Source organism: Micromonospora sp. NPDC051227 (assembly GCF_044455385.1).
GTDB lineage: Bacteria > Actinomycetota > Actinomycetes > Mycobacteriales > Micromonosporaceae > Micromonospora.
Map to the genome: position 1 here is coordinate 43,583 of NZ_JBITET010000019.1, position 18,507 is coordinate 62,089.

Below are 18,507 nucleotides of genomic sequence, written 5' to 3' on the forward strand. Positions count from 1 at the left end.
GGCGCCGCTACGGATAACGCGTGGAGCCGCTGCCGAGGGCACCCGTATGGTGGCGCGGTGCTGATCAGACGCGAGACACCCGCCGACGTCGACGTCATTCGGGCGGTGCACTCCGCAGCCTTCGCCAAGGCCGACGGCGGTGACGGCGTACCGGTCGAGGCGACCCTCGTCGACGCGCTGCGCGCCGACGAGGGCTGGCTGCCCGCGTACTCCCTGGTGGCGACCGATTCGGACGGCCAGGTGGTGGGGCACGTGGTGGCCACCCGCGGCCGGGTGGGTGGTGCGCCGGTGGCGTTGGGCCTGGGGCCGCTGGGCGTGCTGCCCGCCTGGCAGCGACGCGGGGTCGGCAGTGCGTTGATGCACGCGGTGCTCGGCGCGGCCGACGCGCGGGACGAACCGCTGGTGGTCCTGCTCGGGCACCCCGACTACTACCCGCGCTTCGGGTTCCGGCCAGCCGTCGAGCTGGGCGTCACCCCGCCGCAGCCGTGGGGGCCGCAGTACTTCATGGCTCGACCGTTGCACGCGTGGTGCGAGTCGATCCGGGGCGAGTTCCGCTACGCCGGCCCGTTCGACGACCTGTGAACAGACCCGCTGTCCGTCGGCGGCGCGCCACCGACCTGGACGGCTGCGTCGCGGCGCTCGCCGAGGTTCACCGGGTCGACGGGTACCCGCTGAACTGGCCCGCCGACCCGCACCGCTGGCTGCGCGAGCCGCACCCGGCGCGAGCCTGGGTCGCCGTCGACGCCGACGCGGCCGTTGTCGGACACGTCGCGGTGCATCGGATCCCCGATCAGGTGGACGGGCCGCCCGGCCGGCCGACGGCCGAGGTGGCTCGTCTCTTCGTGGTGCCGAAAGCCCGTGGGTTGGCGCTGGGCAGCGCGCTGCTGGACCGGGCCCGCCAGTGGGCGGACAAACGCGCAACGGACCTGGTGCTGGAGTTGGCCGCCGGTGGCACCGCGGCCGCCGCGCTGTACGAGCGCGCAGGATGGCGGTGCGTCGGCACCAGCACGGCACCATGGGCCGCTCCCGACGGCAGCCCGGTGTCGCTGCGCCACTACACCCTGCGTCACCGCGCGCCGGGCTCCGACGTCGCACCGGCCAGCACCGCCAGGCGACGGGCGAGCCGGCCTGCGGCCTCGCGCAGCTCGGGAGGCTCCAGCACCTCCATCTCGTGATCCAGGCGGGCGAGGTGCGCGGCGAGCCAGTCCAGGTTGTCGCCGCCGAAGACCAGCACGGACCATCCGTCGCGGTCGTCCTCGACCCGCCCCACCTGTGGTGGGATCACCTCCCGCAACCCCTCCGGTGGGGCGTGCACCCGCACCCGGGCGAGGTAGCGGTACGGTGCCCCGGTCACGGCCCGCTGCACGAAGGCGACCGGATCCGGGTGCTCGCGCGCCGGGAAACGCCAGGTCGTCGCCACCGCAGCCCGCATCCGATCCAGCCGGAACGTCCGCCAGTCGGCGCGGTCGACATCCCAGGCCATCAGATACCAGCGGCGGCCGGTCGTGACCATCCGGATCGGCTCGACCGTCCGTTCCCGCTCGCCAGCGGCCCGGCCGGGATAGTGGAATCGAACGCGTACGGAGTCCCGACAGGCCCGGGCGAGTGTCACCAGCAGCTCCGCGTCGATCTCGGCGACCGGGCCGATGAGGGTGTCGGTGGAGCCGTGCACCGCCCGTACCTCGGCGCGGAGCCGCGACGGCATCACCTGGTCGAGCTTCGCGAGTGCCCGCAGCGCCGCCTCGCTCGCCCCGGCGATCGTGCCACCGGAGGCGAGCCGCAGAGACACCGCCGCGGCGATCGCCTCCTCGTCGTCGAGAAGCAACGGCGGCAGTCGGGTGCCCGCACCGAGTTGGTACCCACCGCCAACGCCCGACACCGCGCGCACCGGGTAGCCGAGCGTCCGCAGACGCTGCACGTCGCGGCGCACGCACCGGCCGGTGACCCCCAGCTCGGCGGCGAGTTCGGCGGCCGTCCAGGACAGTCGTCGTTGCAGCAGCGCCAGCAGGCGCAGCACCCGCTCGGTCGTCGCCTCGACTGTCACCCGTCGATCGTTGCACGGATAGCGGAACAGCCCTGTCCGCTATCCGCGAGAGGCTCGGATCATGACCGACCAGAACAGGAAGCAGGGATCCGCCGTGACCCGCGACGTCCAGATCACGTTCGACTGCGCCGACCCGGCGGGGTTGGCCACGTTCTGGGCCGAGGCGCTCGGTTACCAGGTGCAGGCACCACCCGGAGACTTCGAGTCGTGGGACCAGGCGCTAGAGGCGATGGGTGTGCCGCCGGAGAACCGCAACGACGCGTCGGCGGTGGTCGACCCCGAGGGCACGCGACCACGGCTGTTCTTTCAGCGGGTGCCGGAGCACAAGCAGGTGAAGAACCGCGTCCACCTCGACGTACGCGCGGCCCCTGGGCTGGAGGGTGACGAGCGGATGGCGGCCCTGGAGGCCGAAGCCGAACGGCTCGTCTCGCATGGCGCCCGGCGGCTCAGTCGGCACGAGCCCACTCCCCCGTTGGGTGCCGGTCATCTCATCATGGCCGACCCCGAGGGCAACGAATTCTGCCTCGACTGATCGGGCGTTCGCCCAGCTCACTGCCGCACTCGCCGGACGCCATGCGAACATGTGTACGTGTCGTCCGGCACCAGCATCCTGCACGCCGACCTGGACGCGTTCTACGCGTCGGTCGAGCAGCGCGACGACCCGCGCCTGCGTGGGCGGCCGGTGATCGTCGGTGGCGGCGTGGTGCTCGCCGCCAGCTACGAGGCGAAGGCGCGGGGCGTCCGCAGCGCGATGGGCGGCCAGCAGGCGCGAAGGCTGTGCCCGGACGCGATCGTCGTGCCGCCTCGGATGTCGGCGTACACGGCAGCGAGCCGCGCGGTCTTCGAGATCTTCCGGCAGACCACACCGCTGGTCGAGGGGCTCTCCATCGACGAGGCGTTCCTCGACGTGGGTGGTCTGCGGCGGCTGGTCGGGCCACCTGCCGAGATCGCCGAACGACTGCGCCGGGAGGTCCGCGACCAGGTCCACCTGCCGATCACGGTGGGGGTGGCCCGCACGAAGTTCCTGGCCAAGGTGGCCAGCGGCGTGGCGAAACCGGACGGCCTGCTGGTGGTCGCACCGGACGCCGAGCTGGCGTTCCTGCACCCGCTGCCTGTGGAACGGCTCTGGGGCGTCGGCCCGGTCACGGCCGCCAAGCTGCGCGAACGCCGGATCCGTACCGTCGGGGAGGTGGCCCGCCTCGGTGAGGCGGCGCTGGTGTCGCTGCTCGGTGCGGGCGCCGGCCGGCACCTGCACTCGCTGGCGCACAATCGCGACCCCCGCGCGGTGCAGGTGGGGCGGCGGCGCGGTTCTATGGGCGCGCAGCACGCGCTGAGTCGCACCCCGCACGCCTCGACGGAACTGGACGCCATCCTCGCCGGCCTGGTCGACCGGGTCAGCCGGCGGATGCGGACGGCCGGGCGGTCCGGCCGCACAGTGGTGTTGCGGCTGCGCTTCGGCGACTACACCCGGGCGACCCGCTCGCACACGGTGGGTAAGGCGACGGCGGACACGACGCCACTGCTCGCCGCCGCGCGTGCGCTGCTACGCACCGCGCTGCCCGAGATCGATCGGCGTGGCATCACCCTGATCGGTGTCTCAGTGGGCAACCTCGACGACAACCCGGTCCAGCCTGAGCTGCCGTTCCAGCCGGACCCCGGGTCCCATCTGGACGCTGCGGTCGACGCGGTCCGCGACCGGTTCGGATCAGCGGCGCTCACGCGGGCGGTGTTGCTCGGCCGGGAGCCGGGCGTGGAGATGCCACTTCTGCCGGACTGACCGATAAGCGTGCGGCGTCCACGGCCGAGCTGCGATCAGAGACACATCACAGCAGGTCGGCGGTTTAGCCGGCGGCTGACGGGTGACCCTTGGGGGGTACAGCCTGACGAGGGGGGCCCACCATGTCCGACGACACCAGCAACCGACCGAGTCGCACCGCCGAGCGTCCGCACGACGTGACCGACCCGCTGCTGTGGCAGTTGGCGATCGACGTGCTGAGCGCACACGAGCCGGACGACGAGGGGCAGTGCCGCAACCTCCAGTGCGCCGGGCAGTCCTGGCCGTGCGCGGCCCGCACCGGCGCCGAGCACTCGCTGAGGCTGGCCCGCAGCACACCCGACTCGGTCAAGAGGACCACCGACGGCGACGACAGTGACGACGTGGGCGCGGGCCGTCCCGGGGAGCCCGCGGTGCCAGCCTCCCCTGGGGCTGGAACGCTGGCCCGGCAGCGTCGCATCGAGGGCCGAAGGCGTCCGCCTCGGCGGCGTGACGGCGGCCCCGCACGAGGCACGGGCACCCGGGCTGACAGCACGACACACACGAACGCTCGGCCGGTGACCCGGCCGAGCGTTCGTGTGTCATCCGTCAGAGGCTGAGCCGCTGACCCGGAAAGATCAGACCCGGGTCTGCTCCGACCAACTGCCGGTTGTCCTCGTACAGGGCCTGCCAGCCGCCGGCCACCCGCTGGTCGGCAGCGATCTCGGACAGGGTGTCGCCCGACTTGACCAGGTACGTCTGGCCGCCCGCCACCGGCGCGGTGCGCTGGTGGTCACGGGTCGCCGGCTGCTCGGCACGCGACGACCGCTCCTGCGGCCTGGTGGGCTTCGCGGTCGACGTCGTCGACTTCTCGGTGGATCTGGTCGACGGCTTCGCGGTGGGCTTGGTCGCGGAGCCACCCTTCTTGCCGCAGGTCGGCCACGCGCCGATGCCCTGCCCGTCGAGCACCTTCTCGGCAATGGCGATCTGCTCGCCACGGCTGGCCAGGTCGGCGCGGGCGGCGTACTTCTTGCCGCCGTAACCGGCCCAGGTGCTCTGCGAGAACTGAAGCCCGCCGTAGTACCCGTTACCAGTGTTGATCTTCCAGTTGCCGCCGGACTCGCACTTGGCGATCGCGTCCCAGTTGACGGCGGCCTGCGCCGGGGCGGCCGGCCCGAAGAGGGCGACGGCGCCGGTGACCGCGCCAACGGCAAGGGTGCCGACGGCGACGCGGCGGGTGGTGACCCGTCGATGACGGGGGGTGTAGACAGACGTCATGTGAGCTTCCTCCACGCCGGCGAGGTGAGCTGTCGGGTTCGGGCCGAGGAGCCCGGCCGCGCGGTGGCGGCTTCACCCCGAGGTGACATGCACCGAGGAACGTGTGGGTCCCCCGCTCCTGCCCGGGTGACTGGGTTCCGACGACCGGGGGCAGGATTTGGCGTTGCCGGCCGTGGTGTCCGCAATGGCGAACCCGACCGACGTTAGGCACGGTCGGTGACGGTCGCCCACCCCCTGTGAACTTCTTCACCGGGCCACGCGGGGCGGGTCCCGCAGCGGTTGCGGGCGATCGACGTCTGTGCAGTGACCATCGTGGACCGTTTCCGATCAGGTCGGCACAGCAGGCGTGGCGAACACGGCCACGGCCCGGCCTGACAGTTCGATTCAGGCGGTCGCCTGATATCTGCGGAGCGCAGCTTCGGCGAGCTGGTCCAGGTATCTGTCACCACCGGGTTTGTTGCCCTCCTCCTGAATGACCACCAGAGTGGTTCCGATCCGGACGAGGACGCTGTCGCATTCCAGCGTGTCAGCACCGTACGTCGCGCTGCACCTGACGCGAAGACTGTCATCGCCCAACCGCGGCCCTGGTGCCACTGCGAAGCGACGGCTACCGCCCTGGCTGGACGACGCGACGGTGGGACAACGGCCGATCAAGGTTCGCAGGTCGGCCATTGCTCGTCGTGCACCGTCATCGGCGTATGTCCTGAGGACTTCGGTCCCCACCCACAGGTCATCCGGGCCCGCGTCATAGCTGAGGGTGGCCGCGGCCATCGCTGACGGAGTCCCGGTCAACCGCCTCGCTGACAACAGCGGGGTCATGCTGCCCGAGCAGGCGTCTGAGCGTTGCGGCCGAGCCTGTCGCCTGCGCCGCGGAGGGGATCGCTTCGCCCGCTGACCGATCCGCTGTACGAGCCGGTGAGGAACCGCACGCGGTCACCGTACAGACGGCCACCACAGCAGCTGACGTACGCAGCACCATCCTGAGCACCGACGGACTCCACCCTCTCGTGCGGGACGCGTCACGCTAGCAGCGGGCGAGCGATCCCCCTACGCCTACAGCGTGCGGGCCAGCCGGTCGGCGAGCGTCCGGGTGAAGCGGGCCGGGTCGGTCAGCTCACCGCCCTCGGCGAGCACCGCCAGGCCGTAGAGCAGCTCGGCGGTCTCGGTCAGGGTGGCGGTGTCGCTGCCCTGCTCGTGGGCCTTGCGCAGCCCGGACACCAGCGGGTGACCAGGGTTGATCTCCAGGATCCGCTTGGTCGTGGGGATCTCGTGCCCCATCGCCCGGTACATCTTCTCCAGGGTCGGAGTGAGGTCGTGGGCGTCGCCGACGACGCAGGCCGGTGAGGTGGTCAGCCGCGACGACAGGCGGACCTCCCGGACGCTGTCGGTGAGGGTGGTCCCCAGCCAGTCGAGCAGCCCGGCGAACTCCTGTCGCTGCTGCTCGCGCTCGGCCTCGGCCTGCTGCTTCTCCTCGTCGGTGTCCAGGTCGATCTCGCCCTTGGCGATCGAGCGCAGTGGCCGGCCGTCGTACGTGCCGACCCGCTCGACCCACACCTCGTCGACCTGGTCGGTGAGGAGCAGCACCTCGTGCCCCTTGGCCCGGAACGCCTCCAGGTGCGGGGAGTTCTCGATGGCGGCCCGGGACTCGCCGGTGGCGTACCAGATGTCGCTCTGGCCGTCCTTCATCCGCGACACGTAGCCGGCCAGGTCGGTGGGCTCGGCCGGGTCGTTGGTGGAGGCCACCGACAGGATGTCCAGCAGGGTGTCCCGGTTGTCGGTGTCGTCGATCAGCCCTTCCTTGACCACCGCGCCGAACTCGGTCCAGAAGGTGCGGTAGCGCTCGGCGTGGTTGGCCTTGAGGTCCTTGACCGTGGCGAGGACCTTCTTGACCAGGCGGCGACGGACGATCTGGATCTGCCGGTCCTGCTGGAGGATCTCCCGGGAGATGTTCAGCGACAGGTCGTGCGCATCGACCACGCCCTTGACGAAGCGCAGGTAGGTCGGGACCAGCGCCTCGCAGTCGTCCATGATGAAGACGCGCTTGACGTAGAGCTGGACGCCACGGCGGCCCTGCGGGGAGAACAGGTCCAGTGGGGCGTGGCTGGGCAGGAAGAGCAGCGCCTCGTACTCGAAGGTGCCCTCACCCTTCATGTGCACGACCTCGAGCGGGTCGGCCCAGTCGTGGCTGACGTGCTTGTAGAACTCGTTGTACTCGGCGGCGTCGACCTCGTCGCGGGGCCGCGCCCAGAGTGCCTTCATCGAGTTGAGGGTCTGCACCTCGCGGGTGGCGGCCTCACCGTCGGCGCCAGGGCGTTCGACGCTCATCCGGATCGGCCAGGCAATGAAGTCGGAGTAGCGCTTGACGATTTCGCGGACGGTCCACTCGGCGGTGTAGTCGTGCAGGTTGTCCTCGGTGTCGGCCGGCTTGAGGTGCAGCGTCACAGTGGTGCCCTGCGGCGCCTCGTCGACCGCCTCGATCGAGTAGGTGCCCTCGCCGGTGGACTCCCAGCGGGTGCCGCCGGTCTCGCCGGCCTTGCGGGTCAGCAGGGTGACCCGGTCGGCGACCATGAACGCGGCGTAGAAACCGACGCCGAACTGGCCGATGAGATCCTGCTTGGCGTGGGCGTCGGCGGATTCGCGCAGTTGGCGCAGCAGCTCCGCGGTGCCCGACTTGGCGATCGTGCCGATCAGCTGGACAACCTCGTCGCGGGTCATCCCGATGCCGTTGTCGCGCACGGTGAGGGTGCGGGCGTCGCTGTCGATCTCCAGGGCGACGTGCAGGTCGTCGGTGTCGGCGACGAGGTCCTTGTCGACGAGCGTGGCCAGCCGGAGCTTGTCCAGTGCGTCGGACGCGTTCGAGATGAGCTCCCGCAGGAAGACGTCCTTGTTCGAATAGATCGAGTGGACCACCAACTGGAGGAGCTGACGCGCCTCGGCCTGGAATTCCAACGTTTCGGCCTGGTTGCTCACACCGTCTCCCATCTCGGCTCGTGCGAAGGTTCGCGGAAAGGATACGAGTCGTCACCGGTCGGGGTGTGGGCGCGTCCGGGTCGTATTCCCGATTCGGCCGGCCACCCCCGTGACATAGCTGACTTTGATGGGCAGAAGTCAGGTCGGATAGCGTGACCGCCATGAAGATCGCTGAAAGCACCGCCCTCGTCACCGGCGCCAACCGTGGCCTCGGCCGGCATCTGGCCGCCGAACTCCTCGCCCGGGGGGCCACCGTCTACGCCGGCGCCCGCAACCCCGACAGCGTCGATCTACCCGGCGTGACGCCAGTCCGCCTCGACATCACCGACCCCGCCTCGGTTGCCGCCGCCGCCGAGCTGGCCGGCGGCGTCAACCTGCTGATCAACAACGCGGGCATCGACACCCGGACCGACCTCCTTGACGGCGACCTGGACCTCATCCGGCTGGAGCTGGAGACCCACTACATCGGCACCCTGTCGACGATCCGGGCGTTCGCGCCGGTCATCGCCGGCAACGGCGGCGGAACGGTCCTCAACGTGCTCTCCGTGCTCTCCTGGTTCGGCTCCCCGATCCACCCGGCCTACAGCGTCGCCAAGTCCGCCGAGTGGGCGATGACCAACGTGCTGCGCGTCCAACTCGCCGGCCGGGGCGTTCGGGTCGCCGGCCTGCACGTCGGCTACCTGGACACCGACATGGCCGCCGACGTCACCGGCCCGAAGTCCGACCCGGCGTCGATCGCCCGCATCGGCGTGGACGGCATCGAGGCCGACGCGTACGAGATTCTCGCCGACGACCTCAGCCGCCAGGTGCAGGCCGGGCTGGCCGGCGGCGTCGCCGCTCTCTATCCGCAGCTCCCCTGACCCACGACGCGACGGGCCGCCACCGGAGAGACCCGGTGGCGGCCCTTTCTCGGGTACGCGGTCAGCTCGCCTGCAACGTCACGTCATCGATCACGAAGGTGGTCTGCAACGACGAGTCCTCGGTGCCGGTGAACCGCAGCGTCACCGTCTGCCCGGCGAAGCCGGCCACGTTGAGGCTGCGCTGCACGTAACCGGTCGCGGCGTTGAGGTTCGAGTACGTTGCCAGCGTGGTCGAACCCGCCTGCACGGTGAGCCGGTCGTACGCCGTGGAGCTGGTGGTCTCGGCGGTGTCGATGTGCAGCCAGAACGACAGCGTGTACGTGGAGCAGCCGGCCGGCAGGGTCACCGACTGCGACAGGCTCTCGGTGCGGGTAGTGCCGAACCCGTTGAGCCACGCCTTGTACGACCCGGTCCGGGCCGGCTGGCCGCTGGCGTTGGTGATCACGCCGGAGGACGCGGTCCACGGCGTGCTGCCGCTCTCGAAGCCACCGTTTCCGATCACCTGGCCGCCGGTGCAGGCCGGGGTGCCGCCGCCCACGGCGAGCTGCCACAGCGCGTACGCGACCCCGTCGGCCGCCCGGTTAAGCACTGTGGCGCTGACGTTGGCTGTGGTGTCGCAGGACCGGTGGTAGCACGGGTCGTACGCGGAGTTGGCGGTGCCGCCCCACTTGGCGGCCTGGGCGCTGGTCTTGCGGGCGCTGGCGCCGGCGGCGTAACCCGAGGTGGGGATGCCGGCCTGTTGGAAGTAGTAGTCGTCGGAGCGGCCCTGGCCCTCGACGTTCTCCTCCGGTTGCAGGCCCAACGAGTCCCAGTACGCCTTCAGCGGCGCCGCCGTGGTCGAGGTGACCCGGTTGATGAAGTAGCCACCGTTGGTCGAGCCGACCATGTCGAAGTTGTAGTAACCCTTGATGTGGCCGCGCTGGGTGGCGCTGAGCGAGTTGACGTAGAACCGGGAGCCGTTGAGCCCCTGCTCCTCGTCGGTCCACCAGGCGAACCGCACCCGTTTGGTCATGGTCGGGTTCTGCGCGGCCAGGACCAGGGCGTTCTCCAGCAGTGTCGACGAGCCGGTGGCGTTGTCGTTGATGCCCGGACCGGCCGAGACGCCGTCCAGGTGCGCGCCGAACATGACCACCTGGTCGGCCGGGCCGCCGGGCCACTCGGCGATGAGGTTGTTCGAGGGGTACCGGCAGCTGGAGCAGTACTGCTCGCTGACGGTGTAGCCGGCCGACTGGAGCCTGGTCTTGACGTAGTTGAGCGAGGCGGTGTAGCCGGCGGAGCCGGCCCGTCGGTTGCCACCGTTGTTGGTGGCGATGGCGTTGAACTGGGTCAGGTGCGCCTGGACGTTGGTGATGGAGATGTCCGGCGCGGCCAACGCGGCGGCGGACGCGGCGATCGGCCGGGTCACCGTCGTGGCGGTCGGAGGTGACGCGGTCGCCGGTTGGGCGGCCAGCGACACCGTCATCCCGGCGAACACGGCGAGCGCGATTCCCGCGCTCAGCGTTCTGCCTCTCATGGGGGCTCCTCGGGGTTGGAGAGAGATACCCGAGACACTGACAGATATCTATTTCCCGAGCATCGGTCGTTCGTCCCGAACCGCCGCCGGTTCGACGGTGGGTACCGGCGTCGGCACAGGTGAGTAGAGGTGTCAGGATGGGTAGGTAACGCGGCAGGGGGCGTCGGGCCCGGAACGGGGGCTTGCGATGGGGTCGGATCGAGCGTGACGCGACCCAGCACTGACCTGTTCGTCGGCGGCGGCGACACCGGGCGGTTGATGGCACAGCTGGACTGGGCCGGCACCCCGCTGGGCCCGGTCGGCGGATGGCCGCAGAGCCTGCGCGCCGCCGTCCGGATGGTGCTCTCCTCCCGGTATCCCATGCTGCTGCTCTGGGGCGAGAGCTACTCCCAGCTCTACAACGACGCGTACTCGGCGCTGATCGGCGACAAGCACCCCGCCGCGCTCGGCGACGACGTCCGGGTGACGCTGGCCGAGGGCTGGCACGTGCTCGCCCCGCTGATCGAGGAGGCCATGGCGACCGGGGTGGCCAGCTGGGTCCCCGCGCTGCAACTGCTGCTGGAGCGGGCCGGCTACCGCGAGGAGGCGTACTTCAGCGTCTCGCACGCCCCGGCCCGCGACGACGACGGCCGCACGGTCGGCGTACTGACCGTGTGCAGCGAGGTCACCCAGCAGGTGGTCGGCGAACGTCGGCTCCGTCTCCTGCGCGACCTGTCCGTGCTCGGCGACGGACGAACCGTCGACGTCGACGCCACCGGCGCTCGGCTGATCGACGTGATCGACGGCCACCCCTTGGACGTGCCGTTCGCCGCCATCTACCTGCGCGACGGCACAGCGCTGCGCCGGGTCGCCTGCACCGGCGGCGACCAGGGGCACGCTCGGGCCCTGCCGGACGCCGTCGAGCTGACCGACCCGGGCCCGCCCGCGTACGCCTGGGGGCTGACGGACGCCGCCGAGGGCCGGGCGACCCAGGTGACCGACGTCGCCAACCGGCTGCCGCTGCCCGCCGGCCCGTGGAACGACCCGGTCCGTACCGCGCTGGCGCTGCCGCTGCCCTCCGCCGACGAGGATCAGCCGCTCGGCGTCCTGCTCGCCGGAGTCAGCCCCAGCCGAGGGCTCGACGAGGCGTACCGCTCCTTCCACCAACTGCTCGCCCAGCAGATCTCCGTGGCGTTGCGCAACGCCCAGGAGTACGAGGAGGAGCGGCGCCGGATCGAGGCGATGGCGGAACTGGACCGGGTCAAGACCGACTTCTTCGCCAACGTCAGCCACGAGTTCCGCACCCCGTTGACCCTCATCCTCGGCCCGCTGACCGACGCCCTCACCGACGCCACCGCGCCGTTGGCGGCGGTGCAACGGGAGCGGGTGGAGACCGGCTGGCGTAACGCCACCCGACTGTTGACGCTGGTCAACAGCCTGCTCACCTTCTCCAGCCTGGAAGCCGGGCGGGCCCGCAGCGACGCCCGGGTGGTCGACCTGGCCGCGCTGACCGCCGAGCTCGCCGGGGTGTTCCGGGCCGCCGTCGAGCGGGCCGGGCTGACTCTCGAGGTGAGCTGCCCACCGCTGCCCCGGCCGGTCGCGGTCGACCCGGTCAACTGGGAACGCATCGTCACGAACCTGCTCTCCAACGCGCTGAAGTACACGTTCATCGGCCGCATCCGGGTCACCCTCGACGCCGACGACGAGGAGGTGCGTCTCACCGTCGCGGACACCGGCATCGGCATCGCGGAACGGGACCTCCCGAAACTCTTCGAACGCTTCCACCGGGTGCGGGGCGCGCGCTCGCGCAGTCACGAGGGCACGGGCATCGGCCTGGCCCTGGTACACGAGTTGGCCCGGCTGGAGGGCGGCGACGTGCGTGTGACCAGCCAGGTGGGCGTCGGCAGCAGGTTCACCGTGACGCTGCCCTGGTCGGCGGCGCACCGCACCGCTGTCACCGGGCCGGCGGTGGACGGGCGGGGTGACGCGGCCCGCGCCGCCGTCGAGGAGGCGATGGGCTGGCTCACCGAACCGGACGCGCTGACGGAGCCCGATCCCGCGTCCCGGCCGGCCACGGACGAGCTGGCCGGGGCCCGGATCCTGCTCGCCGACGACAACGCCGACATGCGGGCGTACCTCACCCGGCTGCTCACCGGGCAGGGCTGGCGGGTGCGGGCGGTCACCGACGGCCGACAGGCCCTCGACGAGATCCACAGTGACCTGCCCGACCTGGTCCTGACCGACGTGATGATGCCGGTGCTGGACGGTTTCGACCTGGTGCGCCGGCTACGCGCCGACCCGACGACCCGGACGCTGCCGGTGCTGGTGCTCTCCGCCCGTGCCGGCGGGGAGGCCAGCGTGGAGGGCCTGAGCCTGGGCGCCGACGACTACCTGGTCAAACCGTTCGCCGCGGCCGAGTTGATCGCCCGGATCCGGGCCAGCATCCGCCGCGCCCGCGACCGCACCCCGGCCGCGGTGATCGGCGGCGACCCGACGACGGTCGCTGCCCCGGCGCCGTCGGCCCGACCCGCCCCGGTCGGCCCCGTTCCGCCGACCCCGGTGGTCGAACCCGTCCGCGACGCGTCCGTGGTCGTGGAGGGGCCGGCCGACCCGGACGGGCTGGGCGACCTCCTGGACGTCGGATGGACGTACCCGTCCGCACCCACCTCCGCCGCCGCGATGCGTCGGGACGTCCGGGGCGCACTGGGCGAGCTGGACGTCGACCCGGACGTGCTGGAAGATCTCCTGCTCGCCGCCTCGGAGGCCATGAACAACGCCGTCGAGCACGCGCAGCGGCCCAGCCGCCCGGAGGTGCGGGTGCGCGTCCAGGTGGGTGGCGGCCTGGTCCGAGTCTCGGTCCGGGACTTCGGCACCTGGCGGGACCGCCGGCCGGCGATGGACCGGGGGCGCGGCGCGCTGCTGATGAACGCCTACGGCGACGTGCGGCTGGTCTCCACCGCCGAGGGGACGACGGTGACCATCGAGCGTCGACTGGCCTGAGCGTCGACGGTGCGTCAGAGTCGGCGGCCGCTGGCGTCGCGGGCGATGATGCCGTCCAGCCGCTCCCCCGGAGTGAGCCGCGCCGGGTCGAACCAGAAGATCAGCACCTGCTTGTCGCCACTCCATGGCGCCACCCGGGCGTCGACCTGCCGACCGCCGACGGTGCCGATGATCCGCTTGGCGGGACCGACGAAGTAACCGAAGGTGGGCACCGGCGCGGCGAAGCGTTCGTCGTAGCCGATCTGGTGGAACCCAGCGCTGCGGTCGCTACCCTCCACGTCGTTGACCAGGATGTCGGTGCTCAACGAGCCGTCCGGAGCTTGCCGACCGGCGGCCAGTCCGATGGACACCTCGGGTTCGCCGGGCACGGACACCGGGACGAAGTAGTAGACCCGACGCTCGGCGCCGTGCCGCACCCCGCTGTCCACGATCTGGCCCAGCGGCTTCGGTGGCGGCTCGTCGCGGCCCACCGTCGGCGGTGGCGTGGAGCCCAGCGACTTCTCCGCCCACGGCGAGACACCGACCGACGGTGGAGCGACGGCGACCGGCGGTGAATGCTCGGTCGGCGCCGGATCGCCGGGCCCGGACGCGCCGACCGCCACCACCACGACCACGGCGGTCAGGCCGGTCGCGAGCGTCGTCGCCCCGGCTCGGGCGACGCGCCGACGGGTACGCAGCCGACGTCCCTCGCGCATCACGGTGTCCAGATCGAGCACGGCGTCGGGGCGCTCGGTCGCCCGCATGGCGTGGCGGAGCCGGTCCAGCTCGCTCATCGGCGCGCCTCCTCATCGGCCGTGCGGGGCGCGGCGGTGCGCAACTTCTCCAGCGCTCGCGAGCTGGTGCTCTTGACCGTGCCGACGGATACGGAGAGTTCCCGGGCCACCTGCGCCTCCGGCAGGTCGAAGTAGTAGCGCAGGACGACGATGGCGCGCTCCCGGGGACTGAGCGCACCGAGGATGGTGATCAGCCAGCGCCGGGTGGCCACGTCGTCGGCCACGTCGCCACGCCGTTGCTCCGGCACCTCGTCGGTCGGGTACTCCCGCATCGGCCGTCGCCACCCGTCGACCAGATGGTTGACCAGCGTGCGGCGGGCATACCCGTAGGCGTCGTCGTCGTGGATCCGCGACCACGACGCGTAGGTGCGCACCAGTGCGGTCTGCGCGGCGTCCTCGGCCTGGTGGTGGTCACCGGTCATCAGGAACGCGGCGTGCACCAGTCGCGCGGACGCCGCCCGCGCGAACTCGACGAAATCCGCGTCACCCCGCGCCACCGCTAACCCTCCCCGTGCCACAGAGCTAGAGACGGGCGAGGTCGGCAGAAGGTTGAGCCTGGGTCACATCAACTTTTCGCCACGGTCACCCGTCTTCTCCTCCGCGCCGCCGCCGAGCGACGCGCGAGGGGAGAGACATGTCGACGAAGGCTACCCGCCGCTGGGGTATCGCCTCGATGGCGTCGCTGCTGGTGGTGGCGCTACTCACCGGGTGCGGCCTGCCCGCCGCCGGGCAACCCGCCACCGACCCGGTCGCCGCCGGGCCGCTGCCCAATGGAACGGCGACACCTGTCGGTCGTCCGACCGGGGCCGCCGAGGTCCGACCCAGTTCCGCGCCTGTCATCCCGGTCAGCTACCCCGCCACCGGCGGTAACCGCTGGTCGGTGGCCCCCGGCGAGACGACCCCCGGGCGCGCGACGGCAGGCCGGTTGCTGCGCTACCGGGTCGCCGTGGAGCGCGACATCCGGGGCCTGCCGGCGACTGACATCGCGACGGCGATCACCACGACGTTGAACGACCCACGCGGGTGGACGGCGGGCGGGGCGTGGCGGTTGCGCCGGGTCGGTGCCGGCGAACCAACCGACTTCACCATCTACCTGGCGACCCCTGGCACCCGCGACACCCTCTGCCAGGACGTGCCGGACGCCTACACCTCCTGCCGCAACGGTGGCCGGGTGGTGCTCAACGTGGCGCGCTGGGTCAAGGGGGTGCCGGGTTACGGCGCGACAGTGGAGACCTACCGGCAGTACATGGTCAACCACGAGGTGGGGCACAAACTCGGGTACGGCCACGAGCGGTGCCCCGGGCGGGGCCGGCCGGCACCGGTGATGCAGCAGCAGACGCTGGGCCTGCACGGCTGCACCGCGAACGCCTGGCCGTACCCGAAGGGCAAGGCCCGCTACAGCGGGCCGGTCGGGGCGTACGACGACGCGATCCCCCGGCGTGAGGGCGCCTACTCGGCGTCGTGAGGACGGCGTGCCCTCAGGTTTGCCGGCGGCGCTCCTGTTCGAGTCGCTCGTCCTGCCGGCCCATCTCGTAGATGGCGTTGAGACTGGTCGGCAATCGGCTGACGTTGTCGAGCACCGGGCCGGAGTCCGGCTCCGAGCCGCAATCCGGTACGGGTCCGGGGTCCGGCCGGGGCGCGGCGGCGGCAGGAACCGGGGCCCGGCGGCGCAGGAGCAGCAGCGCCAACACCGCGAGGACCGCCACGACCAGCAGGTACGACACGGGTGGCCAGGCATCCCGGGTGGGACTGGCGAGCGCCGGCGGGGCGGTCGGTGCGGGGGTGTCGCCGTCGCGCGGCGGCACGGCGGCCTCGCGGGTGCCGGTGCCCTCCCCAGCGGTGCGGCGATCGGGGGCTGCGGGTGCGGGAGTACCGCCCGCCGACTCGGCGGGCCCGGGGATCGCGATGGGTTCCACCGGGCTGGGCTGATCGGCGACCGGTGGCCGACTCGGCGTGGCCGCCCCGGTGGGGGTGTCGCTCGGCGTCGGGGCGGCACTCGGCGTGTCGCCACCGAGCAGGTCGTCGACGATCCGGCCGACGCCGCCGACTATGTCACCGAGCGGATTAGCGGTGGCCGACGGGGACGGCGCGGGTGCGAGGGCGAGGGTCAGCGCGAGAACGACGACGGTAGGCATGACGCCACCTCCGATGTGCCGATATGCCACGCACCGTACCGCATCGTGGGATCGCGTGGGTGACACCGGCACACCGGGGCGGGGACGCGTCTGGCGCTCGCCCCCGCCCGCGATGTCGCTGATGGTCAGACCGGCAGGCCACCCACCTGAGTGGAGATCCACGATCGGATCGACGGCAGGTCGACGTAGATGGACGGGCCGGTGGCGCAGGTGGAGTTGTTGTTGCCGGCCCGGCTCGTGGCACCGATCAGGTTCCACACTCCGTTGACCCGGCGCACCTGCGGACCACCCGAGTCGCCGTAGCAGGCGCCGGAGTTGCCGTTGGTGTTGTTGGTGCAGATCTCGTACGGGCCGTTGATGCCGGAGCACCGGCTGTCGGCCACGATGGACGTGTCGAGTTCGTTGGCCACCGCCGGGGCCGAACCGCAGCCACGCGGGGCGCAGGTCTGGCCCCAGCCGATGATCCGGGTGGCGGTACCGACCGCGCCGGAGGTGCTCGGGATCGGCGCCGGCGCGTACGTGACCGAGCTGGCCAGTTGCAGCAACTTGACGTCGACGCTCGGGTGGTTCACCGCCCGGGTCACCCGCACCACGGTCCCGCCGCTGGAACGGTTGATGCTGCCCACCCGCACCGAGGACGGCGTCGAACAGTGCTTCGCGGTGACCGCCCAGTTGCCCTTGATCAGAGTGCCGGTGCAGCCGGAGACGTACACCATGAAGGGGTAGTTCTCCGTGGCCGGTCGGCCGCCGACCACCAGCGGGCTGATGTCCGAGGCGCCGTTCCAGGTGTACGTCGTGCTGGCCGGCGCGGCCAGGGTGCCGGCGAACAGCGAGTTCACCCGGCTCGCCTCGGCGGCGCTGGGGTTCGCGTTGCGGCAGGAGACCGGTGCGCTGCTGCCGGACATCAGGTCGGAGCAGAGGCCGGTGCGCCGGTCCGGCAGGCCCAGGATGTGGCCGACTTCGTGGGTGGCGATGCGGGTGCGGTCGTAGCCCTGGTTGACGGCCGTGCGGCCCATCCAGATCCGGCCCGAACCGAGACCGGTCGGTTGCGCGCGGGGCCAGCCGTCGTCGACGTAGATGGTGATGCTGGCCGGGGTGCCGGCCAGGAGTCGGACGTTGCTGACCCGGCTGTTCCAGATCTGCGCCGCCTGGTCGAAGTTGGTGCGGAACTCGCCGGTCCGGCTCGCGTCGTAGTAGACGGTCCGGACGGCGGCGGCCGGCGTACCGGTGGCGAGCTGCATCCCGGCCGCCGCCAGGATCGCCGCCAGCATGGCCAGCGCCGCGCGTCTCAGTTGTCCTCGGAACATCGGGTACTCCCCTGCGGTCGCCCGGCGGCCGTCGGCCACCGGTCATCGATGTACGCCGATATTAGTGTGACGGCGTTCGATGTTCGGCATAGCGGAAGCGTCATACCGGCGACGTCGACGGCGGTTGCGCGCCACCCGGCACCTGCGCGGTCGAGGGCACGGCATCCAGACAGCGGCGCGGCCTCCGCACCTTCCTGCGGAGGCCGCGCCGTGGGCATGCCAGGGTCGGTGCCTACCAGTTGCCGAGCACCAGGCGCCCGCCAACCTGGCTCAGGCTGAACGGTCCACTGTCGTACCAGACACGGGCGGCGAAGTTGCCGTTGCGCCACACGTAGTAGGAGAACGTGCCATCGCCGTGCTGGTAGGCCATCACGATGTCGTCCCTGCCGTCCCCATCCACGTCACCGGACGCCATCCGGTCACCGACGACGCTGAGCCGGAAGGCTCCGGAGTCGTAGTCACTGGTGCGGTTGAACGAGTCACCGTCGGACAGCCACCGGTAGATCCGCATCGTGCCGTCACCCTGGTCGTAGGCCATCGCCGGTTCCGCCTTGCGGTCACCGTTGAAGTCACCGAGCACCAGGCGCCCGCCAACCTGGCCGAGGTTGAACGGCCCGCTGTCGTACCAGACACGGGCAGCCGAGTTGCCGTTGCGCCACACGTAGTACGAGAACGTGCCATCGCCGTGCTGGTAGGCCATCACGACGTCGTCCCTGCCGTCCCCATCCACGTCACCGGACGCCATCCGATCACCGACCGCACTGAGCCGGAACGGCCCCGAGTCGTAGTCACTGGTGCGGTTGAACGAGTCACCGTCGGACAGCCACCGGTAGATCCGCATCGTGCCGTCACCCTGGTCGTAGGCCATCGCCGGTTCCGCCTTGCGGTCACCGTT

17 protein-coding genes, 1 pseudogene and 1 riboswitch are annotated in these 18,507 nt (G+C 71.5%); of the genes and pseudogenes, 8 read left to right on the plus strand and 10 right to left on the minus strand.

Features of this window, described 5'->3' with window-relative positions:
- Window positions 1-57: 57 nt before the first annotated feature.
- A complete protein-coding gene (locus ACIA47_RS30330) occupies window positions 58-582 on the plus strand; it encodes a GNAT family N-acetyltransferase (protein ID WP_396711682.1) in 525 nt (174 codons plus the stop codon).
- Window positions 579-1,175 carry a GNAT family N-acetyltransferase gene (locus tag ACIA47_RS30335; RefSeq protein ID WP_091406635.1) on the plus strand — a complete coding sequence of 199 codons (597 nt, stop codon included), beginning with the start codon at window positions 579-581 and terminating at the stop codon, window positions 1,173-1,175. The genes ACIA47_RS30330 and ACIA47_RS30335 overlap by 4 nt, the downstream gene beginning before the upstream one ends.
- Here ACIA47_RS30335 and ACIA47_RS30340 read toward each other — a convergent pair.
- The gene (locus ACIA47_RS30340; protein ID WP_203117575.1) at window positions 1,067-2,044 is read right to left on the minus strand and encodes a YafY family protein; all 978 of its coding nucleotides are present in this window, start codon (window positions 2,042-2,044) and stop codon (window positions 1,067-1,069) included. The two genes, ACIA47_RS30335 and ACIA47_RS30340, sit on opposite strands and share 109 nt — an antisense overlap.
- A 61-nt stretch (window positions 2,045-2,105) precedes the next feature.
- Between ACIA47_RS30340 and ACIA47_RS30345 the strand changes: the two genes are divergently transcribed.
- The 3 genes from ACIA47_RS30345 (at window position 2,106) to ACIA47_RS30355 (ending at window position 4,417) form a co-directional block, all read left to right on the plus strand.
- Window positions 2,106-2,576: a VOC family protein gene (locus ACIA47_RS30345; protein ID WP_203117578.1), complete on the plus strand. Its 471-nt coding sequence runs from the start codon at window positions 2,106-2,108 to the stop codon at window positions 2,574-2,576.
- A 57-nt stretch (window positions 2,577-2,633) separates the two neighbouring features.
- On the plus strand, window positions 2,634-3,821 hold the full coding sequence (gene dinB / locus ACIA47_RS30350) for a DNA polymerase IV (RefSeq protein WP_396711686.1): 1,188 nt from the start codon (window positions 2,634-2,636) through the stop codon (window positions 3,819-3,821).
- A gap of 122 nt (window positions 3,822-3,943) precedes the next feature.
- On the plus strand, window positions 3,944-4,417 hold the full coding sequence (locus ACIA47_RS30355; RefSeq protein ID WP_396711688.1) for a hypothetical protein: 474 nt from the start codon (window positions 3,944-3,946) through the stop codon (window positions 4,415-4,417).
- Here the strand turns inward: ACIA47_RS30355 and ACIA47_RS30360 are convergent.
- Window positions 4,407-5,075, minus strand: a complete 669-nt coding sequence (locus ACIA47_RS30360; protein WP_203117598.1) for a transglycosylase family protein — start codon at window positions 5,073-5,075, stop codon at window positions 4,407-4,409. The genes ACIA47_RS30355 and ACIA47_RS30360 overlap by 11 nt on opposite strands.
- Window positions 5,075-5,248, minus strand: a riboswitch (cyclic di-AMP (ydaO/yuaA leader). Its footprint overlaps the gene before it by 1 nt.
- A gap of 880 nt (window positions 5,249-6,128) precedes the next feature.
- Window positions 6,129-8,057 carry a molecular chaperone HtpG gene (htpG, locus tag ACIA47_RS30365; RefSeq protein WP_203117603.1) on the minus strand — a complete coding sequence of 643 codons (1,929 nt, stop codon included), beginning with the start codon at window positions 8,055-8,057 and terminating at the stop codon, window positions 6,129-6,131.
- A gap of 149 nt (window positions 8,058-8,206) precedes the next feature.
- Between htpG and ACIA47_RS30370 the strand changes: the two genes are divergently transcribed.
- Window positions 8,207-8,905 (plus strand): SDR family oxidoreductase, encoded by a 699-nt coding sequence (locus tag ACIA47_RS30370; RefSeq protein ID WP_203117606.1) that lies wholly within the window; start codon window positions 8,207-8,209, stop codon window positions 8,903-8,905.
- A gap of 61 nt (window positions 8,906-8,966) precedes the next feature.
- Here the strand turns inward: ACIA47_RS30370 and ACIA47_RS30375 are convergent, their stop codons facing one another.
- The gene (locus ACIA47_RS30375; protein WP_396711690.1) at window positions 8,967-10,418 is read right to left on the minus strand and encodes a M28 family peptidase; all 1,452 of its coding nucleotides are present in this window, start codon (window positions 10,416-10,418) and stop codon (window positions 8,967-8,969) included.
- A gap of 204 nt (window positions 10,419-10,622) precedes the next feature.
- On the opposite strand from ACIA47_RS30375, the gene ACIA47_RS30380 reads away from it, so the two are divergent.
- On the plus strand, window positions 10,623-13,397 hold the full coding sequence (locus tag ACIA47_RS30380) for an ATP-binding protein (protein WP_396711692.1): 2,775 nt from the start codon (window positions 10,623-10,625) through the stop codon (window positions 13,395-13,397).
- A gap of 14 nt (window positions 13,398-13,411) precedes the next feature.
- Here the strand turns inward: ACIA47_RS30380 and ACIA47_RS30385 are convergent, their stop codons facing one another.
- Both ACIA47_RS30385 and ACIA47_RS30390 read right to left on the minus strand, forming a co-directional pair.
- Window positions 13,412-14,170, minus strand: a complete 759-nt coding sequence (locus ACIA47_RS30385; protein ID WP_396711694.1) for a hypothetical protein — start codon at window positions 14,168-14,170, stop codon at window positions 13,412-13,414.
- The gene (locus tag ACIA47_RS30390) at window positions 14,167-14,667 is read right to left on the minus strand and encodes a SigE family RNA polymerase sigma factor (protein WP_112602767.1); all 501 of its coding nucleotides are present in this window, start codon (window positions 14,665-14,667) and stop codon (window positions 14,167-14,169) included. Before ACIA47_RS30390 ends, ACIA47_RS30385 begins: the two co-directional genes overlap by 4 nt.
- 137 nt (window positions 14,668-14,804) lie before the next feature.
- On the opposite strand from ACIA47_RS30390, the gene ACIA47_RS30395 reads away from it, so the two are divergent.
- The gene (locus ACIA47_RS30395) at window positions 14,805-15,635 is read left to right on the plus strand and encodes a DUF3152 domain-containing protein (protein WP_396711696.1); all 831 of its coding nucleotides are present in this window, start codon (window positions 14,805-14,807) and stop codon (window positions 15,633-15,635) included.
- A 13-nt stretch (window positions 15,636-15,648) separates the two neighbouring features.
- On the opposite strand, the gene ACIA47_RS30400 is transcribed toward ACIA47_RS30395, so the two are convergent.
- The 4 genes and pseudogenes from ACIA47_RS30400 to ACIA47_RS30415 form a co-directional block, all read right to left on the minus strand.
- On the minus strand, window positions 15,649-16,305 hold the full coding sequence (locus tag ACIA47_RS30400; RefSeq protein ID WP_396711698.1) for a hypothetical protein: 657 nt from the start codon (window positions 16,303-16,305) through the stop codon (window positions 15,649-15,651).
- 125 nt (window positions 16,306-16,430) lie between these two features.
- The gene (locus tag ACIA47_RS30405) at window positions 16,431-17,120 is read right to left on the minus strand and encodes a S1 family peptidase (protein WP_386996617.1); all 690 of its coding nucleotides are present in this window, start codon (window positions 17,118-17,120) and stop codon (window positions 16,431-16,433) included.
- An 18-nt stretch (window positions 17,121-17,138) separates the two neighbouring features.
- Window positions 17,139-17,612, minus strand: a pseudogene (locus ACIA47_RS30410) (snapalysin family zinc-dependent metalloprotease); the annotation flags it as partial.
- Window positions 17,613-17,844: 232 nt separating this feature from the next.
- Window positions 17,845-18,507 (minus strand): FG-GAP-like repeat-containing protein (locus ACIA47_RS30415; RefSeq protein ID WP_396711700.1); only part of this gene is annotated, 663 nt, incomplete at its 5' end.